Annotated in this window: 18 protein-coding genes; 9 read left to right on the forward strand and 9 right to left on the reverse strand. The window is 37.1% G+C overall.

The window, feature by feature from the left end:
* Positions 1–38: 38 nt before the first annotated feature.
* The 5 genes from DCO56_RS13930 to DCO56_RS13950 all read right to left on the reverse strand — a co-directional run bounded on the left by DCO56_RS13930 (position 39) and on the right by DCO56_RS13950 (position 3,899).
* Positions 39–1,637: a hypothetical protein gene (locus tag DCO56_RS13930; protein ID WP_108634365.1), complete on the reverse strand. Its 1,599-nt coding sequence runs from the start codon at positions 1,635–1,637 to the stop codon at positions 39–41.
* Positions 1,638–1,794: 157 nt separating this feature from the next.
* Entirely contained in the window at positions 1,795–2,415 is a 621-nt protein-coding gene (locus DCO56_RS13935; protein WP_108634366.1) for a hypothetical protein, read from the reverse strand.
* 7 nt (positions 2,416–2,422) lie between these two features.
* Positions 2,423–2,719 (reverse strand): DUF3408 domain-containing protein, encoded by a 297-nt coding sequence (locus DCO56_RS13940; RefSeq protein ID WP_245935838.1) that lies wholly within the window; start codon positions 2,717–2,719, stop codon positions 2,423–2,425.
* A gap of 1 nt (position 2,720) precedes the next feature.
* A complete protein-coding gene (locus DCO56_RS13945; protein ID WP_108634368.1) occupies positions 2,721–3,122 on the reverse strand; it encodes a DUF3408 domain-containing protein in 402 nt (133 codons plus the stop codon).
* A gap of 9 nt (positions 3,123–3,131) precedes the next feature.
* Positions 3,132–3,899: a ParA family protein gene (locus tag DCO56_RS13950; RefSeq protein ID WP_108634369.1), complete on the reverse strand. Its 768-nt coding sequence runs from the start codon at positions 3,897–3,899 to the stop codon at positions 3,132–3,134.
* A gap of 638 nt (positions 3,900–4,537) precedes the next feature.
* Between DCO56_RS13950 and mobA the strand changes: the two genes are divergently transcribed.
* The 7 genes from mobA (at position 4,538) to DCO56_RS13985 (ending at position 10,515) form a co-directional block, all read left to right on the forward strand.
* Positions 4,538–4,966, forward strand: a complete 429-nt coding sequence (gene mobA, locus DCO56_RS13955) for a conjugal transfer protein MobA (protein WP_108634370.1) — start codon at positions 4,538–4,540, stop codon at positions 4,964–4,966.
* Positions 4,963–6,237 (forward strand): conjugal transfer protein MobB, encoded by a 1,275-nt coding sequence (gene mobB / locus DCO56_RS13960; protein ID WP_108634371.1) that lies wholly within the window; start codon positions 4,963–4,965, stop codon positions 6,235–6,237. Before mobA ends, mobB begins: the two co-directional genes overlap by 4 nt.
* 144 nt (positions 6,238–6,381) lie before the next feature.
* A complete protein-coding gene (locus DCO56_RS13965; protein WP_108634372.1) occupies positions 6,382–7,404 on the forward strand; it encodes a DUF6630 family protein in 1,023 nt (340 codons plus the stop codon).
* 176 nt (positions 7,405–7,580) lie between these two features.
* Entirely contained in the window at positions 7,581–8,090 is a 510-nt protein-coding gene (locus tag DCO56_RS13970; RefSeq protein ID WP_108634373.1) for an SMI1/KNR4 family protein, read from the forward strand.
* A gap of 89 nt (positions 8,091–8,179) precedes the next feature.
* A complete protein-coding gene (locus DCO56_RS13975; protein WP_108634374.1) occupies positions 8,180–8,620 on the forward strand; it encodes a hypothetical protein in 441 nt (146 codons plus the stop codon).
* Between the two features lie 200 nt (positions 8,621–8,820).
* Entirely contained in the window at positions 8,821–9,885 is a 1,065-nt protein-coding gene (locus tag DCO56_RS13980) for an ankyrin repeat domain-containing protein (protein WP_108634375.1), read from the forward strand.
* 183 nt (positions 9,886–10,068) lie between these two features.
* Positions 10,069–10,515, forward strand: coding sequence for a hypothetical protein (locus DCO56_RS13985; protein ID WP_108634376.1), 447 nt, complete (start codon positions 10,069–10,071; stop codon positions 10,513–10,515).
* A gap of 128 nt (positions 10,516–10,643) precedes the next feature.
* On the opposite strand, the gene DCO56_RS13990 is transcribed toward DCO56_RS13985, so the two are convergent.
* The gene (locus DCO56_RS13990) at positions 10,644–10,904 is read right to left on the reverse strand and encodes a hypothetical protein (protein ID WP_108634377.1); all 261 of its coding nucleotides are present in this window, start codon (positions 10,902–10,904) and stop codon (positions 10,644–10,646) included.
* Between the two features lie 190 nt (positions 10,905–11,094).
* On the opposite strand from DCO56_RS13990, the gene mobC reads away from it, so the two are divergent.
* Together mobC and DCO56_RS14000 are read left to right on the forward strand one after the other, a co-directional pair.
* Positions 11,095–13,080, forward strand: coding sequence for a conjugal transfer protein MobC (gene mobC / locus DCO56_RS13995; protein ID WP_108634378.1), 1,986 nt, complete (start codon positions 11,095–11,097; stop codon positions 13,078–13,080).
* 75 nt (positions 13,081–13,155) lie between these two features.
* Positions 13,156–13,323: a histone H1 gene (locus DCO56_RS14000; RefSeq protein ID WP_108634379.1), complete on the forward strand. Its 168-nt coding sequence runs from the start codon at positions 13,156–13,158 to the stop codon at positions 13,321–13,323.
* 38 nt (positions 13,324–13,361) lie between these two features.
* Here DCO56_RS14000 and DCO56_RS14005 read toward each other — a convergent pair whose 3' ends face one another.
* The 3 genes from DCO56_RS14005 to DCO56_RS14015 all read right to left on the reverse strand — a co-directional run bounded on the left by DCO56_RS14005 (position 13,362) and on the right by DCO56_RS14015 (position 21,381).
* Positions 13,362–18,689: an N-6 DNA methylase gene (locus tag DCO56_RS14005; RefSeq protein WP_108634380.1), complete on the reverse strand. Its 5,328-nt coding sequence runs from the start codon at positions 18,687–18,689 to the stop codon at positions 13,362–13,364.
* Positions 18,676–19,113, reverse strand: coding sequence for a DUF1896 family protein (locus DCO56_RS14010; protein ID WP_108634381.1), 438 nt, complete (start codon positions 19,111–19,113; stop codon positions 18,676–18,678). The genes DCO56_RS14005 and DCO56_RS14010 overlap by 14 nt, the downstream gene beginning before the upstream one ends.
* A 183-nt stretch (positions 19,114–19,296) precedes the next feature.
* Positions 19,297–21,381, reverse strand: coding sequence for a type IA DNA topoisomerase (locus DCO56_RS14015; protein ID WP_108634553.1), 2,085 nt, complete (start codon positions 21,379–21,381; stop codon positions 19,297–19,299).
* Positions 21,382–21,387: the final 6 nt, after the last annotated feature.

Below are 21,387 nucleotides of genomic sequence, written 5' to 3' on the forward strand. Positions count from 1 at the left end.
TTTTCCTATAAAGTCCTTTTCGAAATGTTAGAGTGAGGTTATTTTAAACGTCGACCCGATTTGTTAGTTTTTTTTGTTTGCAGATGATTATTGTTGCATTCGTTCACCTCGTGTTTATTCACAATTCTGGCATTTTGTACAGTATTCTCTTTCAGGGATATTTCCAGTGTACCTATCTTTTCGGCTATAAATGTAACATGCAGATCTAATTGTTTTAAACCTGCTCTTGGGTCTAATCCATGTAGTAGGTTCCAGCCTACAGGATCCATCCGTTTTAAAGAAGGAAATGCAAACAGACCAACATTCTTCGGAATTTCCTTTGTTTTGACAAAATCCAGATCTTCCAGTGCATTTGTTGTAGTATTATAGGGAATTATATAGCAATCTCTGTTCGGATCATAATACTTTTGAATATCCACAAATAAAATGGGCTCAACTGACTTCGGATAATATGGTCTTAACATTCCTCTCTCTAAGTCAACAAAGTATTGTTGTTGGCTACCTGACCCAAAAACCAAATCCGGAATATTTCCGGCCATTCGTTCCTTAAACATATACGTATTGACCATTATTTCAAAATCTGTCATCTGAAGAACTTTTTGTAAACTGATATGTGCCGTTTCGGCAACTTCCAGGGGAGCCATTTTTACAAATTCAGGAATCTCGACATAGTGTGTTGTTTCAGGGTTGAAGGATTCTTTGGGGATATTTTTAAGCTTGGTGTCGTAATAAAATCCATAGCCATTTTTCACCTCATGCCAATCCCGAAAATAAAGAATATTGCTTTCATTGCTTCTTTCGCGGAGCTGGTAATTGACAACATCAACAATGAAATTAGTTCCCAAGATCTTAATTGTCGATAAACCATCTTTTCTATTTTCTTCATATTCTTCGCGAAGTTTTCTTGATTCCATATCTTCAATATCATTTTTTTTCAATGGTATCGTTTCAGCAACATGATGCAGCTGAACGTTACAAAAAATAACACCGGTGTATGCATTCCCTTCCTTCTCGGATGACTTGATACAGTCCAGAGCGGCCACATCCCTGACCTTCACCATTATGTGATCTTCTATTTTGTCCCAACTATCCTCCCTGGCTGGATCAACAACCTTATTTTTTCTGGTATCGTAATATAGATAAAACATCTGTTCATCTTCATCATAATAGCTTTGACGATAATCATACAAAGAAATCGTTTCACCTTTCCAGCCTTTTGGACGAAGTGAATTTTCCTCGTAAAGAACCTCGTAAATATTACCCGCCAAATCAATGGTGGGTAGCTCACCACTGACTCTTCTGTTATGAATTTTTTTATTATGATCTACAATAATTCCGTAATCAGTTCTCGTCTTGAGCTCCTCTAAAGTACAATTGTAGCTTTCCATCATCCCCTGTGGATCTAATACACCAAGACGTGGGACCTTCACCGGTATTTCCGCCTCTCCATTCTCCTTTCCACGACTTAAATTTTTTGTTTTGGGATTGTAGTTAAATTCATAGTTGGTATTGCAATCCTTCATATGTAAAAAGCTGATCTCGTTTTCTGGATTACCATATTCAACAAGAGCAAAGCGGCTTATATTTACGTAAAATGGTGTCCCTTCTATTTCAATTACAGGTAACCGTCTCTTCATTGTTTTATATTTTTTTGATTAAGTGCTTGTTTTCCCTCCTTTCTTTGTTTTGGTTCCATCATCAATAACTTAGATAATTTTCCAATTTTAGGTTTGATATTTACTTAGTAAGCCAGCCCACCTAATTCAACATTTAAAAAATCAACTGATCATTCTACTAAATAAAATTCTCAATATCGAATTTGTCAAAGTTATCCTGCGGATCATAATCAGCCGATTCATTGATGTTTAAATCTCTATCAAGAAGTGTCGCTATCCTTTTTGATGCGTCTCCAATGGAATTTTCCAAAAGACCATATAATTCTGTTCCCTGAATTTTACGCATTATTTCTACTGCCTCTTTTTCCTGAATTTCATTGACAACTTCCTGCTGTAGCAGCTTTCCAGCCTTCATTAATTCTTGCAAAGACACACCTTGTTCAAATCGCTCATCATCAGTTAGCCCTTCATGGTCTTCGTCCACATATTCCTCGCCAAAGTTTTCTGTGATCATTGCGTCTTTATAATCTTCTTTAATGCTTGCCGGTACAATATTTCTGGCGTTAGCTCCTGCCATACGCAACATCATCTTTTTACTGTTAATTAATTGCTTAGGAACATGATCATTTGCCGAAGAAATCGGTTTACCCATAATATCCGGTATTGCTTCGGGAAGCCGGTCCGGACTAAGAGTTTTTTGTGATTTTTCCGCTCTTACAATTTTTACCTTATCAACAGCGAGCAAAACAATAATTATTAGTAAACAGATCAGTATTACGAATTGTATCAATCCATCCATGACCTGCTTAAAAAAGTGGTTTACATTTAGCCGCAAACTCTTCCGTCAATCTTTTCTCAAACAAATCAAAATGATGGGAAAGTATATTGTCAAGGTATGCGTACAATGGAATTTTATCGCCCCCTATTATTTGCACGATCCGCGTCAGACGCTCATGGTATTCCGCTCGCAGATAGATACTTCGCTCTCCTCTTTTGTCCATATTTTTCCTACCCAGAAACATCTTTTCATATGTTTCCTTTTCCACGATTGCGTCCTGATGTACTTTAATAGTTACTTCAACTTTATTATTTTGCTTTTTCATATTATAAAATCGGTTTAAATTTTTCATTAAAATATTCTGTAATATCTTCCCCAAATTCCCGGAAATGATATTCCAGAATATTGTCGATATAAGAATAGAGTGTTATTTTCTCCTCTCTTGTCAGTTGTACAATCCGCAACAGCCGCTCATGAAATTCAGATCTGATGTAAACGACCTTACCGTTTCTTCCTGACGGAAAACGGTTCACCAAAAAAGTTTCTTCAAAATCTACCCTTTTGGATAATCGAGCCTTACTCTTATCCGTCTTACTGTTCAGCTGTGGTTCCGGTTTACTTCCACTTCTATTTGACGGCAATGGCTCATCCCCACTCATGATGTTCATTAAGTACTCTTCATCAATATTGGGTTTCTCAAACGCTTTACGATCTTTATTTGTTGCCATTTTAATTGATTAGAGATGAATGATTTTTAAAAATTCCCTGATAAATTCATCCAGCCGTGTAGCCTTCAGAAGCTGTGGTTCAGCAGGCAAAAGACTGGATTTAAACACATAGTTACTCGTATCGTCCGTTTCTTTCCGAAAGCGCTTACTGTCCATTATCCGGGTATTCATTACCGGTATTGACAGATTTTGTATTACGCGCTGATAAGCATCGTAAAGGCTGGTCTTTTCACGACCATCGACCTGATTCCAAAAAAGATATAAAGCTTGATCTTGGGAACCGGAACCTGAGACAGGAAGTCGTAAAAATGCTTCACTAAAAGCTAGTGTACTTTCTACTACAAGCCGATCAGCAGTGATCGGTGAAAAAATAAAATCCATCGCTTTTAGTGCACTCAGTACGCCCTGCGTATTTGCTGTTCCGGGCAGATCAAAAAAGATTATATCCGGTTGGACTGAATTATGTTCTTTGTGATCAAAGGCCATGTCAAGTGCATCCTCTGCTTTACATTTGATAATAGGATATGCTTTCTTATTGATGGTCTGAAACTGTTTCATGGCAAGTCTCTTATGGTAGTCACTCACCATAACAGCCTTTTTATCTCTCTCCCGCAGATTGATCAGGCTATGCTGTGGGAAATCACAGTCGATAATTAATACATTATAACCAAGACGGTAATGCATTACACTGGCTAGTAATGTGGTCATAGTTGATTTTCCTACTCCGCCCTTTTGCGTATAAATACTAACCTTTAAACTTTTCTTAATTTCTTCCATACTGTATAAATTTCAATTTGTACATCTATCTATAAACTTTGTCGTATTGTATTAGATATGCATAGCCTGAAAAACCTACACTTTACCTGCTGGTTATTTATAAAAACTCTTTAACAGATTACTTCAAAAACCGATATTTTGTAAAAAATATACCCGGATATAAATGTTTAATATTTTATATTTTCTCTTATGTTTTACCGCTTTTATTGTTGTATACTTTTAAAACCTAATACTTTTATAATTTTAAGGCAGCAAATACGCCTTCGTTCTTTAGTAGGGGTTTTGCCAGTTCTAATACTTTACTGTAAAGGAAAAAAACAAATTTCCCGGTATTCGAAAAGGTGTCCTATTATTCCTTCTTATTCCGATTCTTTCCGAATCGAAATCATAATTCCTTCATTTATTGCAACACTATCTATTCTGTTCCCAAGAACAGAGCAAGTTGTGTTTTGAGTGCCTCAAAACTCGTTTTGTGCCCCAAAACGACTTGCTCCTGCCGAGGGCGAGGTAATCCTCCGAAGTCGGATTTACCATTTTAGTTTTTGTGGCTTAAAAGTGAATACTGTGGAAAATCGAGGAACCTGCTTCGATTTTTTAATTAACCACTGCTACAATCCACTATGTTTTAGGGAAAAAAGATGGCAACAATAAATAAAGGTGGAAGAAACCCAAAAATCGATAAAGCGGTGCACCGCTACGTATTTCGTTTAACAGATAAAGAAAATTCAAAATTTCTAACGTTGTTTGAGCAGTCAAGGATGGATACGAAAGCCAAGTTTATCGTGAGCGTTCTCTTCGAAAGACAGATCAGATCGGTGCAAATTGATAAAGGTGCGATGGAATACAGCATTAAGTTATCGCAGTTTTTTGCTCAGTTCAGAGCAATTGGCGTGAATTATAACCAGATAGTAAAGATTCTTCATACACATTTCGGAGACAAAAAAACAGTACTTTATCTCGGTAAACTGGAAAAACAGACCATCGAACTCGCTGAACTGTGTAAAGAGATCCTTGTGCTCAGTAAAAGATTTGAAAACGAATATCTGCTTAAAAAAGGTAAAATATGATCGCCAAAATTGGACATGGATCAAGGATTTACGGGGCATTGCTGTACAATCATACGAAGGTATTGGAAGATAAGGCAGCAATTTTAAGCATGCATAATATGCTTGAAACCCCAGATGGAAATTATACGACCGGACAGTTGCTATCTTCTTTTCTACCTTATCTCTCAGCAAATAAGAAAACAGAAAAGACAGTACTTCATGTTTCCCTAAATCCAGATCCAAAAGATGCAGTCTCAGATGCGGATTATATAAAAATTGCGAATGATTATATGCAGCAGATGGGTTACGGTGACCAACCGTATATCGTATTTAAACATAGTGATATTAACCGCTCACATATTCATATCGTCTCAACAACTGTCGATAAAAATGGAGTTAAAATACCGGATTCTTTTGAGAAAAAGCGATCAATGGAAATCTGTAGACAACTGGAAAGGGATCATAATTTAACTCAGGTCGATGAGAAGAAAAAAGCTGTTGATACTGATCTTTTTCAGCCTGTAGATTGTACGGGGCAAAACATCAAAAACCAAATTGCTTCGGTCGTTAGATATCTTCCAAAATATTATGGGTTCCAGACTTTGGGATCCTATAATGCATTGCTGTCATTGTTTAATATCACAGCGGAACATGTCAAAAAAGAGCATAACGATGAGATTAAAGAAGGTTTGGTATATTTCGCGCTTGATGCCGATGGAAATAAATCCAGCAATCCGTTCAAATCATCATTATTTGGTAAACAAGCAGGGTTGGCGGCATTACGAACCCATTTTGAGGAGAGCAAGGTCATACTTCATGAAACTAAAGCGGCAATAGCTCAGGTGGTGAACGAGGGAATGAATAGCACGACAAATCAATACGATTTTAACAACTTTCTCATTCGGAAGGGTATTAATGTCGTCATACGAAGAAATGAAGATGGACGGCTTTATGGAATAACATTCATAGACCATAATACAAAACAGGTATTAAACGGTTCTCAGCTTGGAAAAAATTTCTCCGCAAATGCATTTCAGGAATTGTTTTCTAATTCTAGTTTACAAGGAAAGGAAAAAAAAATTCAGCAACATGACCTAAAAATTCCAATTGATCGGACGACCAAAGCAGCAAAAACTGATGTACATCCCATTTTTGATTTTATGGTAAGCCTATCAAATATTGGAGATTATGGATTCTTGGATTCGCTGCTTTTGGAAAATTTCTCTGAAGATCCCGAAGAATTAGCCTTCGAATTCAAGATGAAGAAAAAAAGAAAAAAGCGGAATACTTAAATAGGTATTAAACCACTTTTTCACGAATTATTACTGGTTATTAATTGCATCTAGTCCTTTTGTGCATGCTAAATGATTTAAATAAAGGATGAAAAGTCTTCATTTCACCTTTCGAGCTTCAGTAGAAATTTGTATTTTAGATTTATGGCAAGAATATATTATCACGAAGAAAAATTAAGTGGAAAACCTTTTGAAAATGATATAATTAATTTACAATTTTTCGACTTCATTTTTAACAATACCAACACCAACAAATTTGAAATTAAACCTGTTTCAAGTAGTTCTTTTTTTGGTTTACTAAAATCAACAAAAGAAACCTTTAAAACTGTAAGAATTTCACGAGACGGAATAGATTATAAGACAACGGAAGGAAGTTTTTATCTGCCAAAAGCAATAATTTTTTACGACAATGACGACTTCAATTTTCCTTCTGAATTCTATTTTATTGCAAAATTGGGCGAAAAAATAGAAATTCGAAAGTGCAATGGCGGAAAAGATGTCAAATGGTTTCAAATTCCTGATTTGCATCAAGAAGTTACTGATAGCAAAATCATTTCAAAAATAGAAAATACCATTTTAGAAGTAAAAAAATTGGTTGAAACTACACATAACAAGCAAATCGACATAGATAAAGAAAAGAAAAAAGAGCAAGAACTAAAAACAATTGAAGAAAATAGACCTTTCTTAAGTGAAACACAAATAAATGCATACAAAGAATTAACGGAATTATGCATCAACTTGAACTCAAAAAAGCAAGATGTTATTGCGTTTATCGACAAGCTTAAAAACTATGACAAAGACAGTCAGTATTTTACAACACTGAATTATGTAATGGATTTTTTAGAAAAAAATGGAACTCCATTCATTTTGAGATTGGATTGGAAAGCTGGTATTGAAGATTTAGAATGGGTATTGAGTTCATCTTTGAAAGAGAATTATAATCTATCAATAGACTTACCTAATGAAAGTCATTATGAAGAAAATGCATCTGTTTCTTTCGACAATGTTTTTGAGGATTTTGACAAACTGCTAAGACAAAAAGGATTGCAAATGGGATTTATTGATACGCAGTCAGATGAATACGTTATTGTGTTGCATAAAACAACAGATAAAGACAAAATGGAAAAAGTAATTAAAGAGATCGGATACGACTATTATGAAAAATAAAAACTACCGCTAACAAGGGTTTTGCAATAGCGGGCAGGAAGTTATCAATTCACGTTTTGTGCTTCGGTCGAAATTTGTATTTTAGTTAAAGCTTCCGGCTTCGGTTTGCTCGCCATCACCAAGGCCAGAAACGTTAGCCATCACTTTATGACCTACCGAAAACACAAGAAGAAAGTATGAATATAACAGAACTTATAAATTTAATTAAGCAGGATCAAAACTGCGAAATCAGACCTGCGAATAAGGAAATTGCTTTGCCAACAAATATTCCTGACGACTTAAAAGAGTTTTACGAATTGACAGACGGAATTAAATTGTTTGAAAGCGAAACATACGGAATAACGATTATAGGACGAGAAGAATTTATTCCGACAAATAAATACTTATATCCAAAAGACGATGTTATTTGGGAAGAACTTGAAGGTGAAATTTGTAACGAATGGTATTTAATAGCAAAAGCCGATGAAATGAGCCAGTATATTAGCATCGACTTGACAAGCGAACGAAATGGGCAATGTTATGACAGCTTCTATGAAACTCATTCATTACAAGGCGACTCTGCAATTGTTGCGAAAAATTTTACTGATTTGTTAAAAAACTTGTACGCAAACAAAGGAGAACATTGGTATTGGCTACAAGAAGATTTTGAAAAATTAGGAGACGCTTATGACGAACCAATAGTGTAATAGCTCCCACTATCGCAAAGCCCCGAAACGTTACCAGCAATTTTAAACCGAACGTTGTACCAAAATTACTTGAATATAAAAAAACTAAAATGAATAAAGGATTATACTCTTTTGTAAAAGATGATGAAATGTTTGTTATAATATGTAAAACAGAAAATCCGACTGAATGGCAACAATTAAGAACATTGGATGGTTGGGAAGTTGAGTCAGATGACCAATTTTATATTATGGGAACTGATGCACGAGCTGAGTTAGAAAAAACGACATCTGAACCGTTATTAATATATAAATCAAATGAAGAGATATACTTTCAGTGTTCAATAAGTAATGAAATTGTTGATTTTTTGGAGACAAAAGAAACTCTTGGATTTTTTCTTATTCAATCAGAACTATCAATAGGAAAAGAACAAGCCTACAAAATGTTTTTAGAAAACGAAATTGAAAGTCTAATTTGTGCATTTTATACTGAAAATAAAAAGAATGAGATATTTGAGTTAGATGTTGAAGGAAATATAACAGGTCTAAAATAAAGTATCTAAAAATCACTAGTAAAAAAAAACTACGGCTAACAAGGTTTTTGCAATAGTGGGGCGAAACTGCAAGGTTCAACGGTTGTTCTTCGATTCAACTTTTGTGCAAAATTGAAGATTTGTGCTTCGATTGCCCCTACCATCGCCAAGCCCCTAACCGTTGGCGGTAATTTTACCGGACCCTAACAAAAGAGTAACTTATGGCAAAAAAGAAAAAAACACTTCCGAAAAATTTTGACGAATTAATAGAAGAAAATAACATCGACAATCTCAAAAAAGTATTTGATACTTGTGAATTAGATGCAAGAGGCGGTTACGGAAAAGCAACCGCTCTAAGTTTCTTCAATGTTCCTGATGAGCTTGTTCGTTGGTTGGTAGAAACCGGAGCAGACATTGAAGCAGTAGATGATTACGAACACACGGCACTTCATCGACATACAATGGCTCGAAGTGGTAAGATTACTATATTTTTGGAACTTGGTGCAAACGTAAATGTAGTGGACAACTATGGCGACACACCTTTACATTTTGCGGCAGGAAGTAGTTTTAATGTTTCATCTGTAAAGAAACTTATTGAATATGGAGCAGACACCAAAGCTCTAAATGCAAATAAGCAAACACCTCTTGAAAAAGCTTTAAGTCGAGCAAACAATATTGACATTAAATTTTTAGTTGAAATATCACAAATACTACTACAAAAAGATACCGAAATAACGCAAAAAATGAAAGCTGAAATTACTCGAATAGGAGAAAATTTTGAATTTCATCGTGAAAATTTCAACAAAGATTACCTGCAAGAAACAGACGAAGCATTAAACAAACTTTATGATATATATAAAGTTCCACCCGTAAAAAAACGCTTTATGCACGATGGTCTATCCCCAATTACTGTAAGCGGAACAACTTGGCAAAAACAATTTGAAGAATTGTGGGAACTTTTAATTCCGTCAAACGGAAGTGCAAAAACAATACAAGGAGAGGTTGTACGAATTGCAGGGAAAGTGAGAGATGAGATATACAGAAACGGAGGCGGAAATTGGAACATTGATTTCAAAAAAATGTTGGACGCATTTCTTAAGCATTTAGCTACAAATAATGCTTTATCGGTTGATGAGCTCGAAAAATCAAATTCACTTGTACAAGATATTCGCAAAAATGGAGATGCGGAAATTGACGAACTTAATTATTTATGCGAACTTGCAACAAAATGGGTAGGTCTTAACCCAACACCAATTTTACTTGAAAAATCAAATTATAAAAGATAAAAACTACTTCCAACAAGGGTTGTGCATCGGGCGGGCTGATTGCAAAATTCAACGGTAGTTTTTCAAGTAAACTTTAGTAATAAGATAAGCTTTTGTGATTGGATTTACCGCCAGAACGCAAAACTGAAAAACTTAAGAGATAATTGCATATAACCAAAACACAATAACAGAAAACTATAAAAAATGAAACAATTATTCAAACTTGCCCTTATTACTTTCGTAGCTAATCCTGTCTTTGCATTTTCTCAATCGAACAAAAATTATATCAGTGTTGGTTATTCCAGTGTTTGCTGTGGAACGCCATCCGACAAACCAATAATGAATTATATCAAAAATTTTGAAAAGGAAAACAAATTGAAGCCTTTTGAAATATTCTTAGAACGCGGCTTAGGAAAGGAAGGCGAACACGCATTTTATATTGGAACAGGTAACTTGAACACCAAATTGTTAAAATCTTTTTTAAACGGATTGGAAATTACAGCTACGAGCCAAAATAAACAACGTTCGAGAAAGGGAGATGGATATGTAAATGTGGACGATAAATTAACATCAAACTCAACTTTGAAACGCATAAAGATCAAACCCAGAAACGCCATTAGTTCAATTGTAGCTTATGATTATAAAAAATAAAAATACATTTTGAATAAGAAATGTTAGACCTACCACGATATCCTGATCAAAAAGTTTCTTTTGGCCAATCAAAAAAAGCATCGATATTTCTATCGATGCCTAGCTTTATTCTGTAATTGGAGCATTTCTTAAGTGAAAATTCGATAACGAAGAGAAATCGCTCTCCAAATGTCATTTGCAAGATCTTCATCCTTGCCATGTTCAAAAAACCACTTCTTATCTTTTTTGACCATTTTCTGCACTACACCATCCAACAGAACGCTAATTTCTGTTTGATTCTTTTTTAGATCCGTTTTTAATAAAACAACCTGGTAATCCTTCGATTTAAAAGTAATTCGGAAAGTTTGTTTATCAAAAGGACTCTCCGATTTCCCTATTGTATCTTCCATATCTGCTACGTGCCCACATTATTTTTACTCAATACCTCAACACAAAATATAAATATTTTTGAAACTATTCAATCAATTTCTCAAATATCAATACGCCGGATTAAGATATCATAGGTAAAACTATCCACCTCATAACCCTTTAAAATAAAAATAGCCATTCCCTCAATATCTATGCTGAAAATTCCCAGCTATGCAAGAAGATGATTTACGAGGGTTAGCCAAAATTATGGCGTTTATGCGCGCCGTCAGCATCCTGTTGGTTCTAATGAATTTCTACTGGTTCTGCTACTCATTTTTTTATTCACAAGGATGGACGTTGGAAGTAATAGAAAAAATACTTCAGAATTTTCAAAGAACCACCGGGCTGTTCAATTATTCTTTTAACAGTAAGCTCTTCGCACTGATTTTATTAGCACTGAGCTGCCTGGGAACCAAAGGGGTAAAAAATGAGAAAATTAAATGGAGAAATATTAATACCTTCCTTATTACAGGTTCTGTACTCTACCTACTAAATTTCCCACTTCTTCAATTTTCCAGTTCACTATACATGCTGACGACCTCTACGGGATTCATATTGATGATGGTTGCCGGACTATGGATGAGCAGATTGCTAAAAAGCAGATTATTGGACGATCCTTTTAATAATGAAAACGAAAGTTTTATGCAGGAAACCAGCTTAATGCTTAATGAATACTCTATTAACCTTCCTACTAAATTTTATTATAACGGTAAATGGAATGACGGCTGGGTCAACGTTGTCAATCCATTCCGAGCCACAATTGTGCTTGGGACTCCTGGCTCCGGTAAATCATACGCAATCGTAAACAACTATATCAAACAGCATATTGAAAAAGGTTTTGCAATGTATATCTATGATTTCAAGTTTGATGACCTTTCTACAATAGCTTATAACCAACTTTTAAAACACTCAAATAAATACAAAGTTAAACCGCAGTTTTTTGTATTGAATTTTGATGATCCACGCCGCAGTCACAGGTGTAATCCGCTCAATCCAAAATTTATGACCGACATTTCAGACGCTTATGAGGCTGCCTATACCATTATGTTAAACCTCAATAGGTCCTGGATTCAGAAACAGGGAGATTTCTTCGTTGAATCCCCTATTATCCTGCTTGCTGCAATTATCTGGTTTCTAAAAATTTATGAAGATGGTAAATATTGTACATTTCCGCATGCTATTGAATTTCTGAACAAAAAATATGCTGATCTATTTACTATTATGACAAGCTACTCACAACTTGAAAACTATTTGAGTCCATTTTTAGATGCATGGGAAGGAGGAGCTCAGGATCAACTGCAAGGGCAGATCGCCTCTGCGAAGATTCCGCTCTCCCGTATGATTTCTCCACAACTTTATTGGGTAATGACAGGTGATGATTTCACATTGGATATCAATAATCCCAAAGAACCAAAAATACTTTGCGTTGGCAACAATCCGGATCGACAAAATATTTATTCAGCAGCACTTGGGCTCTACAACTCCCGTATTGTCAAAATGATAAACAAAAAAGGGCAATTAAAAAGTTCTGTGATCATTGATGAGTTGCCTACCATTTATTTCAGAGGGCTTGACAATCTTATTGCCACTGCACGTAGTAATAAAGTATCTGTATGTCTGGGATTTCAGGATTTCTCGCAACTGATAAGGGATTACGGAGACAAGGAGGCTAAAGTGATCCAGAATACCGTAGGAAACATGTTTTCAGGACAAGTTGTTGGTGAAACGGCAAAAAGTCTTTCTGAACGTTTTGGAAAGATAGTACAAAAGAGACAATCAATTTCAATTAACCGAAATGATACAAGTTCCTCTATCTCTACTCAACTGGATAGCCTGATTCCTGCATCTAAGATTTCAACATTATCACAAGGAATGTTCGTTGGAGCAGTTGCTGACAACTTTGGTGAGAGAATAGAACAGAAAATATTCCATGCCCAGATTGTGGTAGATACTGAAAAGGTTGACAACGAAACGAAGAATTCTAAACCCATTCCCCAGATCCGCTCCTTTCTAGCAGAAACAGGTAAAGACTGCATGGACAAAGAAATTGATGAAAATTACCGGCAGATAAAACTAGATGTTTCAGTTATTATTGCAAACGAACTGACAAGAATCCAAAATGATCCTGAACTTTCACATTTGATTCGGCGGGATTAATTTTGTTTTCAAGTAAATATAAACGTTATTGCTTTAGTAATCGTTTACTTTTTAGCGGATAAATTGCGTAAAAACATGAAAGAACTGATCGAAAAAATTAATGCTCGCTTTGAAGCATTCAAAACTGACGCGCAATTATTATCTGAAAAAGGAAATAAAGCCGCAGGAACAAGAGCGCGAAAATCTTCTCGAGTCTTAGAAAAACTGTTGAAAGAGTTTAGAAATACATCTATGGAAAATTAAAAGTCAAAAAATAGCCTCTCCAAGTCTGAGAGGCTACTTTATTTATTCCGCTGTTTGAAATGACTGGAATTCTGAACTTCCTGAATGAACGTTTCAGTATTTTCTACAGGATCTTTCCGTCCCTGTTCTGAATCCAATGAAACTTGAATCTGCCTTTCGATAGACGCAAGTTCTGTCTTCAAATCTGCCAGCAACTTATCTTTGCTCCATAAACTGTTAATCATATCATTTAACACAGTCCGGTCCTTTCTCAAGTCTTCGATTTTCTCCCCTTCAGTTTCAATTAAATTAGGAAGTTTCTGCAAGGCTTTTAAGAAATTTAGAGAAGCCCGCTCTGGGTCGCTGGCAATAATACCATTATTATGTGTGTACTTAATATTTCCTTCTCCACAGATAAAAAAACGGTTGTAATGTTCCAAAGAACCAGCTTTATCGTAAACTTCCGTTTTTACCAAAATATGAAATCCATATAGAGTTCCTATTTCACTATACTCACCGCCAGTTTGTGATACTGCAGCAAGCTTGTTGAGCTTAGCTCCAATTTCCTTGATCCCTGCATCTTTAGAGACACCATGCAAAAGAACTGGATTTAAAACATTTCCTTCCTTTGATCTTTGAACTCGTTGTTTAAAATTGTTCCAGTCGCCACTGATTCTTTCGAACCGGGAAGTTCTTGCTTCTAGTTCTTCTACCAAATGCTCTAGTTTAGAAACAGAACTCCACTTCGATCGTATAAAGGCATGCTTCTCGCTTTCCAGAGCAGCTATTTTCTTTTCAACCTTCGCCTTTTCCAGAAGCTCTGTATTACCGGACAGCAAAGCAACATATTCAGCAAAATTCATTCCTGAGCTTTCATCAACTCCCCCTTCGTCAATAGTTCGTCCACCTAAACTGTTACTCTTCAATTGGCCAATAAAACGTTGCTTATTGGCAAGGGTATTAAATTTATAGGCATCGAGAGATTTATCAACAGCATAAATAAAAACATCGACCTTATTTCCTGCAAAGAACTTCGCAATCTCGTTGCCCTTTCTTACCGCACGCCCGTCCCGCTGTTCAAGATCAGAAGGGCGCCATGGAATATCCAGATGATGGACAGCAACTGCCCTTTTCTGGGCATTTACACCCGTTCCTAGCATCTCGGTAGAACCAAACAGAACCCGGATCTTTCCGTCATTGGTCGCTTTGATCAGAGCAATACGTTGATCCTCTGTTTTAGCTTCCTGCATAAACCGAATTGCACCAGCGGGAATATTATGATCCTGCATCAATTTCCTTTTGATCTCACTATAGATATTCCACTCGTCCGGTTTAAATGTTCCAAGATCAGAAAAAACAAATTGAGTCCCTTTCTGTGCATCGAATTTTTTATAATATTTTGCAATATTCGCAGCACACACTGAAGCTTTGTTTCCCGGATCATCACCGTATTTTGGTGAAATAAGCCGCATATCCAAAGACATTTTTCTGGCGTAATCTGTTGCAATAAGCATCTTGGCTTTCTGCTCAGTTGGTGAAAGCGGAGCCCGTCCCAACAATGCAGCATTGCCGCTCTTAGCGAATTCCATCAACTTTTTGATGAAGATCTCCTGATCTGGTGTAGGAGGAATATGGTAGAGGATCTCATTTTTTGAAGGCCGGTCAATCCCAATATCAATTGCGGTACGGTAATCAGTGATTTCTGTATAGAATTGAGACAGCTCCGGAACTTTAATAAAATGACGAAAGCGCTCTTTCTGTACGATATTGTTTGCCACCGAAAACTCGTAATCGATAGACTTACGGGCAAAAATGGCAGCCCAGGCATCAAAACAGTTTATCTGCTGTCTTTCCAGTGCTTTTGGTCTTAAAAACTTAAAAAGACAGTATAGTTCAGTCAGTGAATTGGAAATAGTGGTGCCGGAAAGAAATGTAGCCCCCAGATCATTTCCATTCCGCTCCTGGATGGTCCGGATCGCGAAAAGAAGATTGAACGCTTTCTGGCTGCCTTGTACATTTCCAAGACCTGCTACTCGATCATGGCGTGTATTGAACATCAGATTTTTAAATTTATGGCTTTCATCTACAAACAGATGGTCTATTCCCATCATCTTAAAATCAACAATATCATCTTTTCGATTTTCAATATCATTTTCAAGTGTCTTCAACTTTACATTTAAGTTCTTTTTTCGGATTTCCACCCCCTTAAGCATAGCTCCAGACACATCTTTTCCCTGATTGCGCAATGCGTCAAGATTTTGTTCCACTGAAAGAAGTTCCGCCTGTAAAATCTCTTTTTGTAATTCGGGTGACTGCGGAATCATTCCAAACTGGTCATGCGTAAGAATAATGCAATCCCAATCATTATTCTTGATGTCGCCAAAGATCTTAAGCCTTTTCTGTGGTGTAAAATCCTTTTTACCAGGATATAAAATTTTTGCAAATGGATAAGCTTTTCGATAGGTCTCCGCAATTTCGTGTACATTGGCCTTTAACGCTATGATCATTGGTTTATGGACCAAGCCAAGGCGTTTCATTTCTTGGGCGCCCGTGCACATGATCAATGTTTTCCCTGCCCCGACTTCATGATCACAAATACCACCCCCGTTACTTTTCAGCATCCATACAGCATCCTTTTGGCTCCCATATAAATCATCGATCCCCAGGGCTCTTCGATCAAGTCCGGGAAATGTCTGATGGCTACCATCATAGTGTGGCCTGACATAACAGTTAAAGAGCTCATTATACCGTACTGTTAAATCATTCTTAAAATCATCGTTTTGTTGATATAACCAATCAGTGAACTCACTTCTTATTTCATCGATCTTCCCGTTTGCCATTTGGATCGCTTCCATATCCCTCACTTTTATGGAAGTGCCGTCTGCGAGGTGTTCTGTTTTAGATATATCCGGCGTAGTGTTTACAAGCGCATGACGTAGTAGATTTAAACCATCAAAAGTCCGGCTCTCGGACTTGATCGCATACTTTTCAGTAATTTTTATATTGCTCGATTTCGAAATAACAGCAAAATCGTCACTGCTTTCCGCATAAGTGATGTCTACCTCGGTATCAAATAAATGACTGGCGAACTGGCTATAGATCTCTTTTCCGATCCACCGCTCACCAAGGTTAAAATCCAGTTCTTCAAAACTAATAGGTTCCGGGCATACTCTTTCGAGCGCCTCCAAACTGCGCTGTGATTCTTTATCTTCAGGATGTGACAGCAGATATTCTCTAAGCCCTTTCGCTTTTTCAACTACATTGCCGGACAAAAACCTCTGAGAAACTTCCAATGCACCAACAAGCCCGTTATAATAAACATCCCCCTGCAAATTTTCTTTCAGCTCCTCTTCCGAAAGTCCACTGATTTTGGTCATGTAGGTTAAGTCAACCCCGCCTGTCAGATTTAAGGACGCAGATAAGGCTTCATGTGGGGTGCTCACTGAAATTTCTTGTATGGAAAAACTTACCGGATGATCAAAAATATCAGACTTATGGACAATACCACCAACAACACGTTCCAGAGATGGCATCTCATTTCCTGCAGTATCGACTTTGATAAATTTTATATTATCTTTCGAATTCAAATGACCGAATGATCTGACGAAACCATCATACAAAGTATTTAGCCTTTGTCTATTTTCAATGTCCTCCTGCTGATTCTTAGCTTCAAAATTATAGAGATCATTGTAGCAGTCTCTTACTTGTATATAGGCCGTAAGACGCGATCTATCCTTAGCAGACAGATCAATCGGACTAAAAATGTACTTCGAATCGCTATGGCTCCATTCTATTTTTCCAATCTTTTCCTCAAATTCCACAAGCATATTATCTCGGTAAAAATCCTTTGTGTCCGCGGTAAAATATTGTGGTTTCACATCAATTTTAGAATCGTCTCTCGTTTCCTCAAAAAGCGAAGGAAATGCAGTCTTTCTCAGGGTTTTTGATTTTGTCTGTGCGGTATTTCTTTTTTGGTTATACACTTCACCATCAGATTTTTCCTTTTGTTTCCCATGTTGAATACTGCCTGGCTCATCCTCAAAAAATGAAAGCTGTTTAGTTCTTTCAATACGATTTTGTGCTGTATTAGATCTCTTCTTTTTAGTCTTAGCCTTTGAATTTTCAGTAATTTCCTGATCCGAAAAAAGAGTGAGTTGTATGGCGTTTTCTTCTATAGGTTTCTGAGAGATAATTTCATCGGGCTGTTGTGAGGTTAAATTATCTTTCTGCTTTTCTGTCGCTAAATTCGCTTGATGGCTGTTATACAGTTCCCGATTGAAATAATTAGCAAAATCCGCTGTTAGTTTTGTCTTTAGATCGTTTGAAATTGCGTCAATGCCCCCATCGTGCAGATGAATTGTCGCCACCTTTCCAAATTGATCGGTATCTTGAAAAGAACGTGTTGCAATGATCCTGTTGGCATTGTAAAAAAGTAAGTTGCAGTTTTGAACGGTACCTGTAAAATCACGGGCACGGCCTGAAAGTGCCCGCTGCCCTGTATTCTTCTGTAGAACAATCAAATCTGTCCCTACCGATGTCCCACTTTCCTCAAACAAATTATTAGGTAACCGGATTGCTGAAATCAATTGATGTTCCTGCATAAGTGCTTCACGGATCACTTGATTTGAAGGACTATTAAGAATGCCCTGTGAAGTGATAAATGCAAGTATGCCACCTTCACGTAGTTTATCTGTAGCTTTTAAAAAGAAATAATTATGTACACTTTGGGCTGCAAACTGTCTTGCTGGGTCTTTTCCCCGTGAATAGGATATATCAAAGACCGCCGTCGTGCCAAAAGGTATATTGCCAATAATTAGATCATATCCGACTTCCTGATCTGGAATATATTCAAAGCCTTCAACATGGACTTTAACTTCCTTACCATAGAAATTCCGTAGTATCTTTCCAGTAAGCAGATCCTGCTCATAGGCCGTAACGCGAATATCCTTTACATCTTGAAACTGCTCTATGAATGCCCCAACACCGGCGGAAGGCTCTAGCATGCGACCAACTCTTACACCGCTCTCCTTGATCACATTTGCAATGCTATTTGCTACTTGCTCCGGCGTATAAAAGGCATCGAGAATAGAACCTTTTAATGCTGTGACATAACTTTGGTATTCTGCAAAAGTGGCTGAATTATCCTTAAGGAGCGTGAACAGCTCTTCAGTTAATGGATAGTAGGATCGATCTCCCGCTTTCCATTTATTGATAGAATCACTGGATGCGATTGGATTCAATATAAATTTCAGCCCACCAAATCCTGAAAACTTTTTCAGCAGCAGTTTTTCAGTAGCAGAAGCTTTTCTACCCTCCTTTTCAAGAACGAAAGCAAGCTTTATTGCATCAATATTCTGTCGAAGATGACGCTTCTTATCGAATGCCATTTTCTTCGATCCATAATGCAATCAAACCCGTCAATTCCGTATAAAGCAGATCATAATCGGTTGTATATGCAAAATCATCTGTAAGATCATATCTGCCAAAAATATCAACACAGTGCGGAAGGATTTTTAGGGCAAAGTCCCTAAAATCCAATTCATCAAAGACATCATTAAACTCATAGGTCAATACTTCAAAAAGTGTATCAAATTTTGAAAAGTGCAATCCTTCGTAGAGAATAAAATCTGCAATCTCGTCACAATTGTTTACATGATTACCTGCCCTGAACGCGCCATCATAGGCATTGGCTGCCCACCTTGCCCGCTGTTCAATAAATTTGCTGTCTTTGGATCTTTCCGGGAAGCTTGATTCTACATGCTCCACCAATTTGCTGTGATAGTAGGAATAATCTTGTATTTGCTGTTTCATAGCTGTAATATTTTATGTACATTTTGTTTAGGTAAACCTAAAAAGCACGCACTTGAAACAGCTATCAATAACCTACAGCATCCTATAACTTCCGACTTTTTCCTAATGGGAATATCTTAAAAAAAGAAACCCGAGACCAACTGGGATCTCAGGTTTCAAACACCAAACCAATCATGAATTGTCTTATTTGTACTTACGCCTTTGCTTTTGCTCAAATTCGAAAACTGTCGAACCATCTCCTGTCAGCACGATGTAGGCTCCAAAATGCTTCCCTTTTTGAGAAACCATATTTCGGATAAGTGGACTGCGTTTCTTGCTCAGAAGAACTTCAATATCTTTGTACGATAGATGCACACCGCAAACATTGCGAAAAAATATCCAGCCACAATGATCATCAATACATTGAACAACTTTTTCACGTAGATAGGCTTTCTTATTGCATCTTGGGCACAATAGGTCAACATTTGTTTTACTCATCGCCGAAACCTCTAAAAGTTCCATCGTTATTTCTTTGACCATATTTTCGACCTCATCTTTAAAAATCGATGATTCCATTTCATTATTTTCGATTTTTTCGAAAGCGATTTCCCATTGTGCAGTCATAACAGCATCCGCTATCATTTTGTTGCCCACGATTTGATGAACCAGAAGCCCCTTTTCCGTCGGAAGGATAGTTTTTTTATCACGAGTGATATATTGCCTGTCAAACAATGTTTCGATAACAGAGGCACGGGTTGCAGGTGTTCCTATTCCTATGCTTTTTAAAGCTTTGCGCTCGTCATTATTTGTGATTGAATTTCCAACGTTCTCCATAGTGGCCAATAGGTCAGCTTCAGTAAAAAGTGCCGGAGGTTTAGTTTTCTTAGCCAGTACTTTTATATTATCGACCCTAAGCTGTGCGCCCTTCTCCAGGTGCGGCAGGTCTATGATCATATGTTCACCCTCTTCTTCAAAGTTACCCGCGATCAATTTCCAGCCCGCAGATGTAATATTGATGCTCTTTAGCGCAAACTCATAATGTAAAACGGTTAACTTAACCTCAGTGATTTCCCGATAACAGGCGGGCGATATAGATTCAAGAAAACGATTGGCAATCATATCATACAACGCATTCTCATGCGGTCCTAATACAGATGGAATATTTTCTGTAATGCAAATTCCATGATGGTCGGTAACTTTTAAATCATTAACAATGTGTTTATTATAACGTTCCCATTTGACCTTTTCAACAGCTTCCCTACAAGTCTCCCTAGCCTTTAAGGTCTGTATTAAAGCTGGGATTTCCGACCAAACATCTTCTGGAATATACTTTGACCCCGTGCGCGGGTAGGTAATAAATTTCTTCTCATAGAGCCATTGTGCAATTTCTAATGTTTTCTCAGCAGAATATCCTAATTTTTTGTTGGCTTCTTTCTGTAATCCGGTTAGATCAAAAAGTAGCGGTGCTTGTAAAGTGCTTTGTTTTTTCTCGATTCCTGCAACTTCTACGGTTCCGTGACGATCAATGGAACGTACTGCAGCATCTGCTTTACCTTCTTCTTCCCACCTATCGACAGACAAACTTTTAAATGAAACTCCTTCCTTTAAATGCCACAGTTCAATTTGAAAATAGTTTTTAATTTCGAAAGCTTTATTTTCCAGAAATCTCTTACAGATCAGCGCAAGTGTAGGGGTCTGAACTCTTCCTAAAGAAAAGAGTCCATCTCCCATTGCAATGGTCAGCGCCTGGGTCGCATTGATCCCAACAAGCCAGTCAGCCTCCGACCTTGCTCTTCCGGCATTGAAAAGCCCATCAAAATCACTCCCTTTCTTTAGATTTTCAAAACCTGCAATGATAGCTTTCTCCGTAAGGCTGCTGATCCATAGCCGGTCAAAGGGTTTAGTGCAATTCAGGTATTCATAGATATAACGAAAAATGACTTCTCCTTCCCGCCCGGCATCTGTCGCTACGATGATGCTATCGCATTGGTCAAATACGTAAGCGATTGTTTTGAGCTGCCTTTTCGAACCTTCATCATCAATATAGCCCTTGCCCGATTTTACTCTTCTTCCTATTAATTGAAAAAAATCAGGTATTATGGGAAGGGATTCTTTAACGAATCCCTTCACTCCATAATCCTCCGGCATTGCCAGACCAACCAAATGACCAAATGCCCATGTTACCATGTAGCCCCCTCCCACAAAATATCCGTCCTTTCTCTCTCTTGCTCCTACAATACGGGCAAGCTCAGAAGCAACAGACGGTTTTTCAGCTAAAATTGCTTTCATAGCCAT

This window comes from Sphingobacterium athyrii (genome assembly GCF_003071065.1).
GTDB lineage: Bacteria > Bacteroidota > Bacteroidia > Sphingobacteriales > Sphingobacteriaceae > Sphingobacterium > Sphingobacterium athyrii.